Origin of the sequence: Streptomyces sp. KL109B (assembly GCF_030766935.1) — a bacterium.
Classification (GTDB): Bacteria; Actinomycetota; Actinomycetes; order Streptomycetales; family Streptomycetaceae; genus Streptomyces.
The window spans coordinates 195589-211990 of the sequence record NZ_JASERL010000015.1 but is presented as its reverse complement, the minus strand read 5'-3'; the positions used below and the strand labels follow the sequence as shown (position 1 = coordinate 211990).

At 71.7% G+C, this 16402-nt stretch carries 13 protein-coding genes and 1 riboswitch; of the genes, 3 read left to right on the top strand and 10 right to left on the bottom strand.

Translation table 11 applies throughout. The features are described from left to right. Positions 1–84: 84 nt before the first annotated feature. Positions 85–2046, top strand: coding sequence for a M13 family metallopeptidase (locus tag RBJ65_RS36995; RefSeq protein WP_306319708.1), 1962 nt, complete (start codon positions 85–87; stop codon positions 2044–2046). Between the two features lie 102 nt (positions 2047–2148). Here RBJ65_RS36995 and RBJ65_RS36990 read toward each other — a convergent pair whose 3' ends face one another. Beyond that, complete coding sequence (locus RBJ65_RS36990) at positions 2149–3114, bottom strand: NADP-dependent oxidoreductase (protein WP_372341302.1); 966 nt, start codon at positions 3112–3114, stop codon at positions 2149–2151. 144 nt (positions 3115–3258) lie between these two features. Here RBJ65_RS36990 and RBJ65_RS36985 point away from each other — a divergent pair, with 144 nt between their 5' ends. Continuing rightward, positions 3259–4101 (top strand): helix-turn-helix domain-containing protein, encoded by an 843-nt coding sequence (locus RBJ65_RS36985; protein WP_306319709.1) that lies wholly within the window; start codon positions 3259–3261, stop codon positions 4099–4101. 152 nt (positions 4102–4253) lie between these two features. On the opposite strand, the gene RBJ65_RS36980 is transcribed toward RBJ65_RS36985, so the two are convergent. The 6 genes from RBJ65_RS36980 to rho all read right to left on the bottom strand — a co-directional run bounded on the left by RBJ65_RS36980 (position 4254) and on the right by rho (position 11629). After that, positions 4254–5513: a hypothetical protein gene (locus RBJ65_RS36980; RefSeq protein ID WP_306319710.1), complete on the bottom strand. Its 1260-nt coding sequence runs from the start codon at positions 5511–5513 to the stop codon at positions 4254–4256. Between the two features lie 250 nt (positions 5514–5763). Then, positions 5764–7815 carry a translation factor GTPase family protein gene (locus RBJ65_RS36975; RefSeq protein ID WP_306319711.1) on the bottom strand — a complete coding sequence of 684 codons (2052 nt, stop codon included), beginning with the start codon at positions 7813–7815 and terminating at the stop codon, positions 5764–5766. Positions 7816–7981: 166 nt separating this feature from the next. Continuing rightward, positions 7982–9112, bottom strand: a complete 1131-nt coding sequence (locus RBJ65_RS36970) for a HoxN/HupN/NixA family nickel/cobalt transporter (RefSeq protein WP_306319712.1) — start codon at positions 9110–9112, stop codon at positions 7982–7984. A gap of 30 nt (positions 9113–9142) precedes the next feature. Then, positions 9143–9365: riboswitch (cobalamin riboswitch) on the bottom strand. Positions 9366–9375: 10 nt separating this feature from the next. Further along, positions 9376–9876 (bottom strand): inorganic diphosphatase, encoded by a 501-nt coding sequence (locus RBJ65_RS36965; RefSeq protein ID WP_306319713.1) that lies wholly within the window; start codon positions 9874–9876, stop codon positions 9376–9378. 64 nt (positions 9877–9940) lie between these two features. Further along, positions 9941–10438 carry a GNAT family N-acetyltransferase gene (locus tag RBJ65_RS36960; protein ID WP_306319714.1) on the bottom strand — a complete coding sequence of 166 codons (498 nt, stop codon included), beginning with the start codon at positions 10436–10438 and terminating at the stop codon, positions 9941–9943. A 30-nt stretch (positions 10439–10468) separates the two neighbouring features. Beyond that, on the bottom strand, positions 10469–11629 hold the full coding sequence (rho, locus tag RBJ65_RS36955; RefSeq protein WP_306319715.1) for a transcription termination factor Rho: 1161 nt from the start codon (positions 11627–11629) through the stop codon (positions 10469–10471). Between the two features lie 337 nt (positions 11630–11966). Here rho and RBJ65_RS36950 point away from each other — a divergent pair, with 337 nt between their 5' ends. Beyond that, positions 11967–12677, top strand: coding sequence for a class I SAM-dependent methyltransferase (locus RBJ65_RS36950; RefSeq protein WP_306319716.1), 711 nt, complete (start codon positions 11967–11969; stop codon positions 12675–12677). A gap of 7 nt (positions 12678–12684) precedes the next feature. Here the strand turns inward: RBJ65_RS36950 and RBJ65_RS36945 are convergent, their stop codons facing one another. The 3 genes from RBJ65_RS36945 to RBJ65_RS36935 all read right to left on the bottom strand — a co-directional run bounded on the left by RBJ65_RS36945 (position 12685) and on the right by RBJ65_RS36935 (position 16373). Further along, complete coding sequence (locus RBJ65_RS36945; protein WP_306319717.1) at positions 12685–13947, bottom strand: phosphatidylserine/phosphatidylglycerophosphate/cardiolipin synthase family protein; 1263 nt, start codon at positions 13945–13947, stop codon at positions 12685–12687. Positions 13948–14013: 66 nt separating this feature from the next. Beyond that, a complete protein-coding gene (gene ccrA, locus RBJ65_RS36940) occupies positions 14014–15300 on the bottom strand; it encodes a crotonyl-CoA carboxylase/reductase (RefSeq protein ID WP_306319718.1) in 1287 nt (428 codons plus the stop codon). Positions 15301–15332: 32 nt separating this feature from the next. Next, positions 15333–16373 carry an alpha/beta hydrolase family protein gene (locus RBJ65_RS36935; RefSeq protein ID WP_306319719.1) on the bottom strand — a complete coding sequence of 347 codons (1041 nt, stop codon included), beginning with the start codon at positions 16371–16373 and terminating at the stop codon, positions 15333–15335. Between the last annotated feature and the right edge of the window lie 29 nt (positions 16374–16402).

Here is a 16402-nt window from a genome sequence, read left to right as displayed (position 1 = left end):
CGACCGGGGCAGTGCTGTTCACGCTGCGCTGAAGCACCCGCTTTTGACGCTCTTCCTACGCCCTGACCTGGGTAGGGTGCACCGATGAGCACTCTGGATGACGCGCGCCCGGGCATGGACCCGGCGATCCGACCGCAGGACGACCTCTTCGGGCATGTCAACGGCCAGTGGCTGGAGACCGAGCCCATCCCCGACGACCGCTCCAGCTGGGGCCCCTTCGTGCAGCTCGTGGACGTGGCCGAGCAGCAGGTCAAGGAGATCATTCAGGAGATCGCGGCCGGCGGACCCACCAGCCTGGACGCGGCCGAGGCGCGCAAGATCGCCGACCTGTACGCGTCGTTCATGGACGAGGAGGCCGCCGAGGCCCGCGGGCTCGACCCGCTCCGCCCGCTGCTCGACGAGGTGGCCGGGCTCGGCGACGTACAGCAGCTCGCCGGCTTCCTCGGCCGCTTCGAGCGCAAGGGCGGCTCCGGCCTCTTCGGTGCCTATATCGACACCGACGACAAGAACTCCGACCGCTATCTCTTCAACCTCCTCCAGGGCGGCATCGGCCTGCCCGACGAGTCGTACTACCGCGAAGAGAAGTTCGCCGAGATCCGCGAGAAGTACGAGGCGTACCTGACCGAGCTGTTCACGCTCGGCGAGCACGCCGACCCGGCGGGCGCCGCGCGCACCGTCCTCGCCCTGGAGACCCGGCTCGCCGAGGGCCACTGGGAGCGCGCGGAGACCCGCGACGTACAGAAGACGTACAACCTCACGACCTTCGACGAACTCACCGCGCTGGCCCCGGCGTTCGACTGGCGCGGCTACGTCGCAGGGCTCGGCGGCAAGGACGAGACGCTCGCCGAGTCGTGCGTGCGCCAGCCCTCGTACCTCACGCACCTGTCCACGGTCCTCACCGAGGTCCCCATCGAGCAGTGGCGCGACTGGCTGCTCGCGCGCGTGCTGCGGTCTGCCGCGCCGTATCTGTCGACGCCGTTCGTGCGCGTCAACTTCGAGTTCTACGGCAAGACGCTGAACGGCACGCCGGAGCTGCGCGCCCGCTGGAAGCGCGGCGTCGCGTTCGTCGAGGGCGCCATCGGCGAGGCCGTCGGCAAGGAGTACGTGGCCCGGCACTTCCCGCCGCGCTCCAAGGCGCTCATGGACGAGCTGGTCGCCAACCTCCTTGAGGCGTACCGCCAGTCCATCTCCCGGCTCGACTGGATGACCGATGAAACCAAGGAGCGGGCGTACGAGAAGCTCGCCACGTTCCGGCCGAAGATCGGCTACCCGGACTCCTTCCGCGACTACGCGTCGCTCACCGTCGTCCCCGACGACCTGCTCGCCAACGCCTACGCCGCCGATGCCTTCGAGCACGACCGGCAGATGGCGAAGATCGGCGCGCCGGTCGACCGCGACGAGTGGTTCATGCTGCCGCAGACCGTGAACGCGTACTACAACCCGGGCACCAACGAGATCTGCTTCCCGGCCGGCATCCTCCAGAAGCCGTTCTTCTCGCCGGACGCCGACGCCGCCGAGAACTACGGCGGCATCGGCGCCGTCATCGGCCACGAGATCGGCCACGGCTTCGACGACCAGGGCGCCCAGTACGACGGCCAGGGCAACCTCAACGACTGGTGGACCGCCGACGACAAGTCCGCCTTCGAGGCGAAGTCGAAGGCGCTCGTCAAGCAGTACGACGGGTTCTCGCCGCGCAACCTTCCCGGCGAGTTCGTCAACGGCTCGCTGACCGTCGGCGAGAACATCGGCGACCTCGGCGGGCTCACCATCGGGCACACCGCGTACAAGATCGCGCTGGACGGCGCGGCGGTGCCGGTCGACGGTGAACTCACCGGTACGCAGCGGCTGTTCATGAACTGGGCGTACTGCTGGCGCACCAAGCGGCGCAAGGAGCAGGAGCAGCAGTACCTCACCATCGACCCGCACTCGCCGCCGGAGTTCCGCGCGAACATCGTGCGGAACCTGGACGAGTTCCACGAGGCGTTCGCCACGGTTGACGGGGACGGGTTGTGGGTTGCGCCGGAGGATCGGGTGCGGATCTGGTGACGTGATTCCCGCGTGGACCGGACGGTTGACGCCGTCCGGTCCTGCGTCTCGGGGCTCTGCCCCGGGCCCCGCTCCGCAATCGCCGGAGGGGCTTGACGGGGGTTACCGGACCGTGAGAACGATCTTGCCCGTGGCCGCGCCGCTCTCGCCGTACGTGTGCGCCTTGGCGGCCTCGTCGAGCGGGAGGACCGTGTCGACGACGGGACGGAGCTCGCCGTCGGCGGCCAGCGCGGCCAGCGCGAGAAGGCCGGCGTGGTCCGGCTCGACCGCGTTCCAGTCGTAGCCGAAGCCGCGGGCGCGGGCGTCGGCGACGACCGCGGGGTCTTGGCCGGGGGCGAGGGTGACGATCCGGCCGCCCTCCCGCAGCACCTTCAGCGAGCGCGGGGCGTAGTCCCGGCCGACGGTGTCGAAGACGACGTCGACGTCCGCGACCGCCTCGGTGAAGTCGGTGGCGCGGTAGTCGATCAGCTCGTCGGCGCCCAGCGAGCGGACCAGGTCGTGCTTGGCGGCGCTCGCCGTGCCGATGACGTACGCGCCCCGCGCCTTGGCGATCTGTACGGCGAGGTGACCGACGCCGCCCGAAGCGCCGTGCACGAGGACCCGCTCACCGGCCCGCAGCCGGGCCGTCTCCCTCAGGCACTGCCAGGCGGTGAGCCCGGCGAGCGGCAGCGCGGCGGCCTCGATGTGGGTCAGGGCGTCCGGCTTGCGGGCGAAGTGCCGGGTCGGCCCCGTCACGAATTCGGCGTAGCCGCCTGCCTGCGCGGGGAAGCGCGGCATGCCGAAGACCTCGTCGCCTGGGCGCACGAGGCTGACGCCGGGGCCGACGGCCTCGACGGTGCCGGACACGTCGAACCCGAGGATCCGCGGGTCGCCCCAGGGCCCGAAGCCGCCCTGACCGCGGGCCATGAAGTCGGCGGGGTTCACCCCGGCCGCGTGCACCCGGACGAGGATCTCGGTCAGGCCGGGCTCGGGGCACGGTACCTCGGCCGGCCGGAGGACTTCGGGGCCGCCGAGCGTGGTGGCGACGATCGCGTGCATGGTGTTGCTGTTGCTGGACGGCTCGGACATGGCCGGGGGTTCCTTTCGTCGTGGGCACCGGCGGATACGCTCGCCGTGCCCCTTACGACCATGGAACGCCCGCGCGCCGCCCTCAACCAGGGAGAGATCTCTCCCACTCCGGCACGCCCCTCGCCCCGGTGGCAGGCTGGTCCCATGAACCGCGACCCCCACCGCGGTGACCTGGGGGAATTCCTCCGGGCCCGCCGCGCCGAACTCGATCCGGCCACCGTAGGGCTGCCGACCGCCGGCCCGCGCCGCGTCGCGGGGCTGCGCCGTGAGGAGATCGCCGAGCTGGCGGCGATCAGCACCGACTACTACGCGCGCCTCGAACAGGGCCGCATCCAGGCGTCCCCTTCGGTGCTCGACTCGCTGGCCCGCGTCCTCGGCCTCGACGACGACCAGCGCGTCTACCTGTACGCACTCGCCGCCAAGGACGACTACCGCCCGCCGCCCCGCAGGTCACGCTCCACGGCGCACCCGCAGTTGCAGCGCATGATCGACGACATGGCGCACACCCCCGCGGTGGTGATCGGGCCGCGCACCGAGGTGGTCGCGTGGAACGACATCGCCGCCGCCCTGTTCACCGACTTCGGGCGGATCCCGCAGGAGGCGCGCTACTACATTCGGCTGCTGGTCACCGACCCCGTCCTGCGCGAGCTGTACGTGGACCGGGAGGGCGTCACCCGGCTGGCCATCGCCCAACTGCGGATGCACAACACGGACAACCCGGGGGACGCCCGACTGCAGGCACTGGTGACCGAACTCTCCGCCCTGGACGAGGACTTCCGCCGCTGGTGGGCCGCCCACGACGTGGCCGTCCGGGACACCGGGACCAAGCACCTGCGCCACCGGGTCGTCGGTGATCTCCACCTCGACTGGAACGCCGTCGGCTGGGCCGCCGACCCCGACCTCCAGATGATCGTCTGGACCGCCGAGCCGGGCTCGCCGTCCCACGCCCGCCTGCGCTCGCTCGCGCTCGCGGAGACCGCCGGCTGAGGGCAGCATGATCGGAAACGGCGTCCCGGGCGGCTGCCCACGGGGCGGCCGTCGCGCCGACCGACGCGACGGCTGTCGCGGGCCGAGTCGGTCGGGCACCGAGCGATTCTGGTGGGCCATGGGTCACGGGCCACGACTCATGGCCCGTGATGTCAGTCCTTCTTCTGCGCCGACTGCAGCGCCGTGATGCACGTCGCGATCGCCGCCTGCAGCTCCTCCAGGCGCTGCAGCATGTCGTCCTCGACGATGTCGTCGATCTCCTCGGCGGCGACGTCGTCGAACGTCAGCTCCTCGAAGGCCTTCGTGGCCTTCTGGAGGCTGCTGTAGAACTTCGCGCGGCGCTCCTGGACCCGCAGCTCGGGGTCCTTGTCGACGGTCTCGGCGACGAGCGTGCGCACGGTGTCGTACGCCTCGCGGGCCCACTCGCCCGCCTCCTCGTCCTCGTCCAGCTCGTCGATGAGGGAGAGGTGCCGCTCGGCCTCCTCGCGCAGCTCGGGGGAGGCCTCGATCTTCTGCCCTGCGGGCGTCTTGACCTCGCCCTCCTCCGCGATCCTGCGCACGTACTCCAGCTGGCCGCCGGTCTTGGTCTCCTCGGCGACGGCCTTCTTCAGGTCGTCCGTGCGCACGATGTCCCGCGCCATGCCCGTGCGCAGCACCGGGTCCTCGTCGAGGCGGTCCATCAGCGCCTTGCGGGCGGCCTCCGCGGTGCCCGGGTCGGCGAGGATCGCGGCCCGCAGCGCCGTCGGGTTCTCGGCGACCTCCAGGGCCTTCGTCGGGCGGATGCCCTCGGCCTCGGCGGCGTCGGTGATCGCCTGGCCGCGCACCGAGGTCGCGCTGTTGCGGGACACGTAGTACGACAACCAGACGTCGGCGTCCGGGAGTTCGACGTCGGCGCCGGGCGCGAGGGCCTCGAACTGGGGGACGAGGCCGTCGTCCGCCGCCCGGTCCCACGCCTTGTAGAAGCGCATGACACGGTCCGCCGAGCAGCCCGCGAGCGCGGCGAACTTCCGCGCCGAGACCTTCGGCGAGTCCGCGGCGGGCTGGCCGCCGGGCCGCACGCTGCGGGCCACCTTCAGGGCGAAGGCCCAGCCGCCGGTGCGGGCGTAGACGCCGAACTCGTGGGCGTCGACGGTGATGGACTCCGGTACGTCGCCGGGGGCCGGGTCGTCCTCGGGGTCCTCGGCCGCGACGGTGTCGGCGGCGACGGGGACCTCGGTGGGCGGCGTCCAGAAGTTGTCGGATCCGCTCTCGGCCGGGGCGTCCGGCGCGTCCGGGGTCTCGGTGGTCGGCGGGGTCCACGTGTTCGTGGTGTCCCCGGGCTCGGCCGTCTCCTCGTGCGCGGGCACGGGCTCCGCGGGGGCGTCGTCGCCGGACGGTGCGACGGCGTCGGACGAGTCGATGGCTACGCTCACGTAGGCACTCCTGAGTGATCAAGCGTGTGTGGGTTGACGAGCTACTTTATCGCTCCGATTGGGCGGGTTTGCGCGCGAGTTGTCACAACGGCGCGGCGTGGCGCGGTGTGGAGCGGGGCGGGACGTCGGAAGGCCCGGACGGGCCCGCCATTCGCGGCTCCCCCTTCTGCGAACAGCGGGCCCGGGCCCGGCCTCGACCGTGCGCCGCGGCGGGAGGGCGAGGGCACGGGAGGCTCGATACCGCAGGATCTCAGCGGGTGGTCGTCCCTGTGACGGGGCCAAGGGGCCCTCGGGGTGGGCCGAACGGCCCGGATGTGCGGTGCGGTGGGTTCGTGTGGACCGGGGTGTAGTGGTCGAAGGTGGTCTCCAGGGTGGCCTCGCCGCGGGTGAGGGAGGGGAGTTGTTCTTGGAGTCGGCGGATTCGCTCCGCGGGGATCAGGCCGTGGATCGTGGTCCAGGTCGGATTGGTCGACGTCGCGGGGCGCTGCCCCGGACCCCGCTCCTCAATCGCCGGAGGGGCTTGATATGCGGCTTGGTAGGCCCCGAGACGCGTGAGTGCCGGCATGACCGTCGCGTACACGTCCGCCGGGATGTCCAGGTGGAAGCGGTGCATCGGCTCGCACACGGTCGTGCCCGCGAGGGCGAGGGCGCGCATCAGGACCAGGGGGGTCAGGCCGCGGAAGTCGCCCGCCGTGCTGGACATCGACTTGTCGAAGACGGCGTGCGCGTGGCTCTGGCGTGGTGCGTAGCCGGAGCGGAACAGGGTCACCGCGCAGTCCGTGACCTGCCAGCCGAGCAGGCCCTCGCGCAGGGTGCGGTGGACGGTCTCCTCGATGGCCCGGATGAAGGCCATGGGGAGGGAGCCCAGTTCGATGCCGATGCGGAAGGTGACTCCCGAGTCGACCGGGGCCGGATCGACGCGGAGGCCGATGGTGGCGAGGAACGGGTTGCCCTCGTCCTTCATCGCCGCGGCGGCCTCGCCCGGGCCCGTCGGCCGCTCGACGCACAGCGGCCTCGTCTCCCGGAACGTCACGTCGAGCCCGAACTCCTCGGCGAGCGTGGCCTGGACGACCTCCTTCTGCACCTCGCCGTAGAGCGAGAGGAAGATCTCCTGGCGGGTGTCGTCCTGGCGCAGCCCGATCAGCGGGTCCTGCTCGGCGAGCTGGGTGAGCGCGGCGAGCAGTGAACCACGCTGCCCGGGGCGCACCGGGTCGACGACCGTCTCAAGCGTCGGCGGCGCGAAGTGGTGCTCCTCGACCGGGACCCGGTGGTCGCCGAGGTCGTCCCCGACGCGTACGCCGCCGAGTCCCCACAGCCGCGCGACCTGCCCGGGACCCGCCTGCGCGACGGGGACGTCCGCCCCGTCCGCGAAGACCCGCACCCCCGTCACCCGGTCCTCCCCGCCACCGGGCAGCGCGAGCCGGTCCCGCACCCGGAGCGTCCCGGTGAAGACCCGGGCGTACGCGACCTTCTCGCCGGCCGGGCCCCGCTCGACCTTGAACACGCGGGCAGAGAGCGGGAGTTGGGCTCTGCCGACGTCGCCGTCGGCCGGCGGGAGCAGCCGTGTGATGCCGTCCACGAGGTCGTCGACGCCCGCGCCCGTCATCGCCGAGCCGAAGTACACCGGATGCGCTTCCGCGCGCGCCGTCTGCTCGGCGAGCGCGTCACGCAGCCGCCCGTGCGTCAGCGACCGCTCGTCCTCGACGTACGCCTCCAGGATCGCGTCGTCCCGGAGCGACAGCACGTCGAGGAGGCGGGCGCGGTGGGCCGCGTCCCCGTCCTCGTACGGGATACAGCGCGCGTCCCGGCCGCCGAGGCCGCGCGGCACCGTGTTCATCGCGACCACGGCGGGAGTGAGCTTGGCGCGCAGGTCGTCGAGGAGCGCGGCCTCACGGGCGCCGACGCGGTCGACCTTGTTGACGAACACCACGGTGGGGATGCGCAGTCGGCGCAGGGTGCACAGCAGGACGCGGGTCTGCGCCTGCACGCCCTCCACGGCGGAGACGACGAGCACCGCACCGTCGAGCACCCCGAGGACCCGCTCGACCTCGGCGATGAAGTCGGGGTGGCCGGGGGTGTCCACGAGGTTGACGGTCGTGTCGTCGTCGACCGGGAACGACACCACGGCCGACTTGATGGTGATGCCGCGCCGCCGCTCCAGGTCGAGGGAGTCGGTGCGGGTGCTCCCGTCGTCGACCCGGCCGAGCTCGTCGATCACCCCGGCCGTGTGCAGGAGCCGCTCGGTCAGGCTGGTCTTACCGGCGTCTACGTGCGCGAGAATGCCCAGATTCAGCAAAGCCACTGGCAGTCGAGTCCTTGGATGAAGGGAATGCCACGGCGGGGGTCGCGGTGGCCATCGGAAGGAACTTGACTGCGGCGCGCATGGGTCGGTCCTTACGCTCGGGGTGCGCGGCCCGGTGCCGCACAGGGATCAGTGCAGCAGCGGGCCGCGTGCCCCGGCAACCGAATTACGCCCCGTCGGCCACCCGCGCCGACCACCGCTGCTCGACCTTCGCGAGCCGCCAGTAGGCGATCGCCGCCGCCCACACGACCACGAACAGGGCGACGATGACGTATCCGACGTTGTCGAGGTCGAGCCCGGCGATCCAGCCGGTCACCGCGTCCGTCAGATCGAGCTTGTCGTGCAGCACGCCCACGAGTTCGATGGTCCCGATGAAGAACGCGACCGCGATCGACAGACCGGTGATGGTGAGGTTGTAGAACACCTTGCGCACCGGGTTGGAGAACGCCCACTGGTACGCGAAGTTCATGAACGTGCCGTCGAGCGTGTCGAAGAGGCTCATGCCCGCCGCGAACAGCAGCGGCAGGCACAGGATCGCGTACCAGGGCAGGCCCGCCGCGGCGCCGCTGCCCGCCATCACCATCAGCGTCACCTCGGTCGCGGTGTCGAAGCCGAGGCCGAAGACGAAGCCCAGCGGGAACATCTGTCCTGGCCGGGTGATGGACTTCGTGAAGCGGCCGAGGATCCGGTTCATGAACCCGCGCGAGTCCAGGTGCTCTTCGAGCTCCCGCTCGTCGTACGAGCCCGCGCGCATCGCCTTGAAGACCTTCGCGATGCCCATCAGGGCAACGAGGTTGAGCGCCGCGATCAGATACAGGAACGTACCGGAGACGGTCGTGCCGACGACGCCGAGCACCTGGTGGGTGCGGGAGTCGTCGCTCATCAGGGTGCCGGCGAGGGACGCCCCGCCGGCGACGAGCGCCGCCATCACGACCACCACACTGGAGTGGCCGAGCGCGAACCAGAAGCCGACCGACACCGGGCGCTTGCCGTCCGCCATCAGCTTGCGGGTGGTGTTGTCGATGGCCGCGATGTGGTCGGCGTCGAAGGCGTGCCGCATGCCGAGCGTGTACGCCGTGATGCCGAGGCCGATACCGAAGGCCTTGTTCCCGACCTCGTAGTGCCCCGGCACCACGAGCAGGAACAGCACGCCGAACGCGACGACGTGCAGCGCGACGATCACCGCGATCAGACCGGCCGTGCGCAGCGTGTCCTCGCGACGCCAACGGAAGGCTGCGGAAGGGGAGTTCAGGGCAGGGGTGGGGGCAGGGGTCGGGGAGTTCCCGGGCAGGGTCATGCGTCGATCACGCTCCAGCACCTCGTGGATCACTTCGTGAGATGCCGCGGCCGGTCTCCTGGCTTACGAGCGTGCCCGCCGCTCCGGCCTTCCCAGCGGCTGGATGCCGCCAGTGGCGCACAGGTGGAACGGCGCGCTCCGGACCCGTGTACGCGCGGTCCGAAACCCGATCACAGTGGCGAGGGCCGCTCCGGACTTGACCCCTGAAGGGGCGTCACCGGTCTTCCCGAGCACCACGGCTCCGAACACCCTAGACGGTGCGACTAGGCGGTGCGTTCGCGGGCCCGCGCGATCTCCTCGTACGCCTTCTCCCGCCCCTCCCAGTGCGAGCCGTCGACCGACTTGCCCGGTTCCAGGTCCTTGTAGACCTCGAAGAAGTGGGTGATCTCCAGGCGGTCGAACTCGGGGATGTCGGCGATGTCGCGGGTCCCGTCGTGGCGCGGGTCGTGGGCGGGGACGCAGAGGATCTTCTCGTCCGGGCCCTTCTCGTCGCTCATCACGAACATGCCGATCGCCCGGCACTCGATGGCGCAGCCGGGGAACGTCGGGTCGCCGGTGAGCACGAGGGCGTCGAGCGGGTCGCCGTCGCCGCCGACCGTGCCGTCGATGTAGCCGTAGTCGGCGGGGTACTGGGTCGACGTGAACAGCATCCGGTCGAGCCGGATCCGGCCGAGATCGTGGTCCATCTCGTACTTGTTCCGTGAGCCCTGCGGGATCTCCACGATCACGTCGAACGCCTCGGCGCGTGCCTGACTGCTGCCCAATGTGGCCTCCTTGCCGCATTCCGACGCCACGAGTGTGCGCTGTCCGCGGCGAGGGCGGAACCCCTCAGGCGGCCGGGGGAATGATGAATTCGAGTTCGGGCCTGTCCCAGGCGACGGCCGGCGGACGGGCGAGCACGGTGCCGGTGCGGCGCGCGCCCATGCCCCGGTAGAAGCCCTCGGCCGGCGGGTGCGCGACGACCCGGACGTGGGTGAGCCCCGCGGCCCGCGCCCGCTCCCGCATGTCCGCGATGAGCAGCCGCCCTATGCCGAGGCCCTGCGCCCGGTCCGCGACGAACATCAGGTCCAGCTCCGGCGGCGCGGTGAGCAGCGCGTAGAAGCCGAGCACGCGCTCGCCCTCCGCCGCCTGGTCCACCGCTACGTAGACGTGGTGTGCCTCTATGTAGTCGGGCCCCACCCGGTAGCCCGCCACCATGGAGGCGTAGTGCCCCTTGTAGGCGCTGGAGCCGCGGACGAGGCGGGTGAGGCGCCGGGCGTCCCGCGCGGTGGCCCGCCGGACGGTGACGGCCGGTGCGCCGCCACGACGCGTAATGCTCGCGTTCATACGTCGAGTATTACGCATCCGGGGGCGGGCTCAGGCGCCGGGCACCGTGGAGTGCGCCTGGCGCAGGAAGGCGGCGTTGTCCGGGGTCTGGCGCAGCTTGTCGAGCAGCGCCTCGTAGCCGGAGGTGCCGTCCCGGCCCTGGAGGGCGCGCCGCAGCCCGCGGGAGACCGCCAACGCGGGGGCGGGCAGCAGGAGTTCCTCGCGCCGGGTGCCGGAAGGGGTGAGGTCGACGGCCGGGTGGACGCGGGCCTGCGCGAGCGTGCGGTCGAGGCGCAGCTCCATGTTGCCGGTGCTCTTGAGCTCCTCGAAGTAGTAGTCGTCGGCGCGGGAGCCGGTGTCGACGAGGGCGGTGGCGAGGACCGTCAGTGATCCGGCCTCCTCGGCGTCCCGGGCCGCGCCGAACAGCCGCTTCGGGCCGAGCAGCGCCGCCGCGTCGACGCCGCCGGACAGGGTGCGGCCGCCGGACGACGCCGCGTTGTTGTGCGCCCGGCACAGGCGGGTGAGGGAGTCGAGGAGGATCACCACGTCGCGGCCCTGCTCGGTGAGGCGCTTGGCGCGCTCCACGGCGAGTTCGGCGAGCCCGATGTGGGCCTTCGCCGGGCGGTCGAACGTGGAGGCGTACACCTCGCCGCGCACGGAGCGGCGCATGTCGGTGACCTCTTCGGGGCGCTCGTCGACGAGCAGCACCATGAGGTGGACCTCGGGGTGGTTCGCGGCGATCGCGGCGGCGAGCTGCTGCAGCAGCACCGTCTTGCCGGTCCTGGGCGGGGCGACGATCAGGCCGCGCTGCCCCTTGCCGACCGGCGTGAACAGGTCGACGACGCGTCCGGCGAGCCCGGCGGCCGGGTGTTCGAGGCGCAGCCGCTCGCTGGGGTGCAGCGGGGTGAGGTCGGCGAAGCGCGGGCGGCGGGCCACCGCTTCGGCGGGGGCGCCGTTGACCGTCTCGACGGCGGTCAGCGTGCGCGGCTTCGCGGCACGGGTGCCCTCGATCAAGTCGCCCTTGCGCAGGCCGAGTCGGCGCACGAGGTGGGCGGGCACCTGGACGTCGTGAGACGTGGGCATCAGGTCGCCCGAGCGCAGGAACCCGGGCCCGTTCCCGCCGATGTCGAGGACGCCGGCGGCGCGGACGGGTTCTTGGTGTGGTGTGTCGGTGGTGGTGTTCGAGGTCGTCGTGGTGGTGGCCGTGGTCATGGCGATCACAGGTCCTTTCGCGGGCCGTGCCGCGTTCGCGCGGCGGGCGTGCAGAGGCAGGGAAGGGGTGGGAATCCGGCGAGAGGCAGGGGGCGTACGGCGCCGTGGGCGCCGCGCCCTGCGGCCGGGGAGAACCTGGTGGGTGCGGTCACGGGTGAAGAGCCCGTCAGAAGCCGCTGACCAGGTGTGATGTGCGCTGAGTGGTGACGTCGGAAAGGTCGACCATCGAGCGCTGAGAGATGAGATTCGGTACCGGCGCCTCGGAACGGGCGAGCACGTGTACCGCTAAGAGCGTACCACCCGGGCCCGGGCACGCAGGGGCCTATGCTGATCCGCCATGTTCACCGATCAGGGTCCCACCCTCCGCGAGCTGGCCGTTCAGGCGATGTCGTCGGTCGAGCGCGGCTACGACCTGCTGGCGCCGAAGTTCGACCGCACGCCCTTCCGGACCCCGGACGTCGTGCTCGACGCGGTGGGCCGCGGGCTCGCCGGGCTCGGCCCGTACGACGCCGGGCTCGACCTGTGCTGCGGCACCGGGGCCGGGCTGCGGGTGCTGCGCGAGGCTGGGGCCGGGCGGGCCGTCGGGGTCGACTTCAGCGGCGGGATGCTGGAGGTCGCGCGGGAGGCCGAGCCGGGGGCCGGGTATGTGCGCGCGGACGCGCTCGCGCTGCCGTTCAGCGAGGCCTTCGACCTGGTGGTGAGCTTCGGGGCGTTCGGGCACTTCCTGCCGCGCGAGTGGCCCCGGCTGTTCGCCGAGGTGTGCCAAGTGCTGCGCCCCGGCGGCCGGTTCGCGTTCCCGATGCCCGCGCCCGCACGTCCGGGTTCGCCGGGCTACTGGGCGATGCTCGGCTTCGACGGCGTGATGCGGGTGCGGAACGCGGTGTGGCGGCCGCCGTTCGTCATGTACTACCGGCCGTTCCGACTCGGCGACGTACGGCGGGAGTTGGACCGCGCGGGCTTCGACGTCGCCCTGTACGCGCTGCCCGAGCTGGGCGAGCGGCCCGACGGCAGCCCGCGGTGCAGGCTCGTCGTGGCCACTCGCCGCTGACGGGGGCTCAGCAGGACGGGGTGGCGCCGTTCGCCGGCTGGTGCGTGGTCGCGGCCCGCACCTTGTTGTAGTTCGCGACGTACGCGTCGTGCACGGCCGCGTCCTCAAGCTGGAGCATCGTCTCGTCGCTCTGCCGCAGCGAGTTGCCGCTCCAGTTGTGGCTGCCCGTCCACACGATCTTGCGGTCCGGGACGCCGTAGTACTTGCCCTCCACGGCGATGTACTTGTCGTGGATCCAGGTGGTGTCGGCCTGGCAGTAGTAGCGGGCGATCACGCCGCCGTACACGCTGGACGTCTTCGCGAGCAGCGCCGAGAGCGACTGCTGCTCCAGGGCGCTCGCCGGGTTGTAGTTCTGCGAGACCTCGACGTAGCAGCCCTCCGCGTCGAGCGCGGCGAGGCGCTGCGCCAGGTAGGGGCGGCTGAAGATGTTCATGGCGACGCGTATTCGGGTGCGGTGGTTGTCGGGCGTGCCCACCTGGCTGTTCCCGAAGCACTCCACGTGGTCGAGGAGAGTGGCGACGGTGTCCTCGGACGGGTCGTTGTACGGCTGGCCGTTGCTCTCGGCGCGCGGATAGAAGTGCGCCTTGGCCTTGCCGGACGTCACCGGGGGACGGCCCGTGTCGTAGTAATTGTTGTTGGCCGTACGGGACTTCAGGTCGTCGAAGTAGGCGTTGTACGCGGTGTACATGCCGTCGTTCCCGGCGAGGACGAGGGCGTTGTTCCAGCCCTTCGTGCCGTCCCGGCCGTTGTGCAGATTCGCCGATGACTGGACGACGACGTTCGGCGTGCCCTGCGTGCTGGACAGGAGCAGGAACTTGTTGTGGTTGATGGCGTCGACGGAGCCGAGGGTGCGGGTGCCTATGCAGCCGCGCCCCGCCCCGCAGTTCATCACCCACGACGCCTTCGAGGTGTCGCCGCCCAGCGCGCTCGACAGGCTCTGGTACGGGGCCATGTCGACGGCCGTGCTGTCGAAGATCGCCTGCACAAAGACCCCGCGCGCGTGGGCCGCGAGCAGCGCGTCCGTGACCGTGGGGTCGTCCGCGTAGAACATCGCGAGCCGGATCCGGGAGCCCGCCGGGGCGCCGTTGATCAGCTCGACCTGCCGGACCACGATGGCCTGCTGCTCGGCCGCGGTGCCGCCGGGATTGTTGAACACGGCCTCGGTGCCCACGGCTTGGGCGGCGGCGGGCGCGGGGCCCGCCTGGGTGAGGACGGCGGCGCACAGGGCGGCGGGCAGGGCGACGACGCGTAAGACGGATCTCCAGAGCAAGGCGATGCCTCCTGGGGTGTAGCGGCTCCAGTGGTGCAGGTGTGCGAATCCTGCCACGACCGTCCGTCAGTTGACCCCTGGAATTTCCGCGCCGAGTCCGGTGCCAGGCGCGAGCGCCAACACGCCCACCTTCCCCGTGTGTTGACCGCGCTGCACGAGGCGCGCCGCCTCCCCGGTCTCCTCCAGCGGATACGTCGCCGTGAGCGCGGGACGCAGCAGTCCGCGCTCCAACAGGCGGTGCGTGGCGGCCTGTTCGTCGAGGTTGGCGCCGTGGCTGCCGATGACCCGCTTGAGCCGCATCCACAGGTACCGGTTGTCGAACTCGTGCTGGTAGCCGCTGGTCGACCCGCACGTCACGACGGTCCCGCCGCGCCGCACCACGTACACCGACACCCCGAACGTGGCCCGGCCCACGTGCTCGAACACGATGTGCGGGTCCTCGCCGACGGCCGCCCTGATCAGCTTGCCGAGGCGGCGGCCCGGCACGGACGGGTCCTCGGGAACCCCACCGTCGAGCCCGATCTCGTGCCGGTTCACCACGACGTGGCAGCCGAACTCCCGCGCCCGCGCCGCCTTTTCCTCGCTGCTGACGACGCCGACGGCGATGCCGCCACCGCCGCGCACCAACTGGGCCGCGTACGCGCCGAGTCCACCCGCCGCGCCCCAGATCAGCACCACGTCACCCTGTTTCATCCGGGCTCCCCGGTCGCTCACCAGCATCCGGTACGCCGTGCCCGCGCACAGCGGATTGCTCGCGGCCTCCTCCCACGTCAAGTGGGCCGGTTTGGGGAGGAGTTGGCTGGCGCGGGCCACGCAGTAGTGGGCGAGGCCGCCGAAGTTCGTCTCGAAGCCCCACGCCAACTGGCCGGCGCCCAGCATGCCGTCGGCGTGCGTCGCCGGTTCCTCGTCGTCGACGTACGCGGGCGACACCACCACCCGGTCGCCGACCCGCCACCGCCGCACCCCGGCGCCCGCCCGCACCACCACACCGGCCGCGTCGGAGCCGACGACGTGCTGAGGTGTGTCGTGGCGGGCCGCCCACGCGCCCTCGCGCCCGAACCGGCGCAGGAAGGCGAAGGTCGGCACCGGCTCGAACATCGCCGACCACACCGTGTTGTAGTTGATGCCGCTCGCCATGACCGCCACGAGCACTTCGTCGGGGGCGAGTTCGGGCATCGGCACTCGCCCGACGTGGATCGACTTGCGGACGTCCTTGTCGTCGACTCCGGCGAACGTGTCGACGTCCTCGGCCCGCAGATGCGCCGCCGTGTAGTCGGCGGGCACGGGCAGAGCGGACAGTTCTTCGGGGGTGGCTCCCGCCACCACGGCGGCGGCGAGCGGATCGTGTTCCATGGCGTGCCTTTCGACGTAGGGGAGGGGGCGGGTCAGTTCTGGGGCAGGCCGAGCCCGGCCGCGAGGGTGGGCCAGGACTCCTTGAACTCCCGCTGCCAGTAAGGCCAGGCGTGCGAGCCCCCGCCGTAGAGATGGGTCTTCGCGGGCACGCCCAGCGCGTCGAGCCGCGCGGTGAACTTCTTCGCCTGCCCCCACAACGTGCCTTCGAGGACGGCGCCTTCGAGGTTCCCGAAGTCGTCGCTGGGGATGCCGCTGCCCTGCGCGACGTAAAGGCGTGTGTCCTTGAGCCGGGAGGCGAGGGCGTACGGGTTGTGGGCGGTCCAGTTCGTACGGTGCAGCAGGGGGTTTCCCCAGAGGGTGCTGGGGAGTTGGCGTTCGCGGGCGACGATCGCGTTCACGACGGTGACCATGCCGAGCGCCGTCGTGTCGAGGATCCCGCTGTACGAGGCCGCGGCCCCGAAGGTGCCGGGGTGGCGGGCCGCGAAGGCGAGCGCGCCGTAGCCGCCGGTGGACACCCCGGCGACGGCCCGCCGCGGCCCCGCGTGGAACGCGCCGCGCAGCAGTTGCGCCACCTCGTCCACCTGGAACGTCTCGTAGTCCGGCGAGCGGCGGCCGAGGTTCCACCAGTCCGTGGGGATGCCGGTGGGCCCCGAGGAGGGCATGACGGTGATGACGTCCTGACCGGCCAGGAAGTCCTCGACGTCCGTCTCGCGGGACCACGACGTGTAGTCGTCGTGCGCGCCCTGGAGGAGGTAGAGGACGGGGCGTTCGCGGGTGGGCGCGGCGGCGTACGAGGCCGGGAGCAGGACGCGTACGGGGACGTCGGCGCCGACGGCGGGGGAGCGGACCGTCAGGTCGACGGTCCGCTCGTCGAGCCACTTCTGGCCGACGATCCGGGCGCCGTCCTCGGCGGTGGCCGTGGCCGTGGTCGTGGCCGCAGTCGTGGCGGGATCGCCGTGCGCGGTGGCGGCGCCGAGCGCGCCGCCGGTGGCGAGGAGGGCGACGGTGGCGGCGAGGGCGGTCAGGCGGGTGTGCGTGCGTCTGCGCCTTCGGTGGTGTCGGGAAGTGAGCATTGCGGCTCCAAGTGGCCGGTGCGGCAAGG

Coding starts and splice junctions, on each gene's coding strand:
- RBJ65_RS36960 (WP_306319714.1), bottom strand. CDS start 10,438: ATGAACGCGAGCATTACGCGTCGTGGCGGCGCACCGGCCGTCACCGTC.
- RBJ65_RS36995 (WP_306319708.1), top strand. CDS start 85: ATGAGCACTCTGGATGACGCGCGCCCGGGCATGGACCCGGCGATCCGA.
- RBJ65_RS36990 (WP_372341302.1), bottom strand. CDS start 3,114: ATGTCCGAGCCGTCCAGCAACAGCAACACCATGCACGCGATCGTCGCC.
- RBJ65_RS36935 (WP_306319719.1), bottom strand. CDS start 16,373: ATGCTCACTTCCCGACACCACCGAAGGCGCAGACGCACGCACACCCGC.
- RBJ65_RS36985 (WP_306319709.1), top strand. CDS start 3,259: ATGAACCGCGACCCCCACCGCGGTGACCTGGGGGAATTCCTCCGGGCC.
- RBJ65_RS36950 (WP_306319716.1), top strand. CDS start 11,967: ATGTTCACCGATCAGGGTCCCACCCTCCGCGAGCTGGCCGTTCAGGCG.
- rho (WP_306319715.1), bottom strand. CDS start 11,629: ATGACCACGGCCACCACCACGACGACCTCGAACACCACCACCGACACA.
- ccrA (WP_306319718.1), bottom strand. CDS start 15,300: ATGGAACACGATCCGCTCGCCGCCGCCGTGGTGGCGGGAGCCACCCCC.
- RBJ65_RS36970 (WP_306319712.1), bottom strand. CDS start 9,112: ATGACCCTGCCCGGGAACTCCCCGACCCCTGCCCCCACCCCTGCCCTG.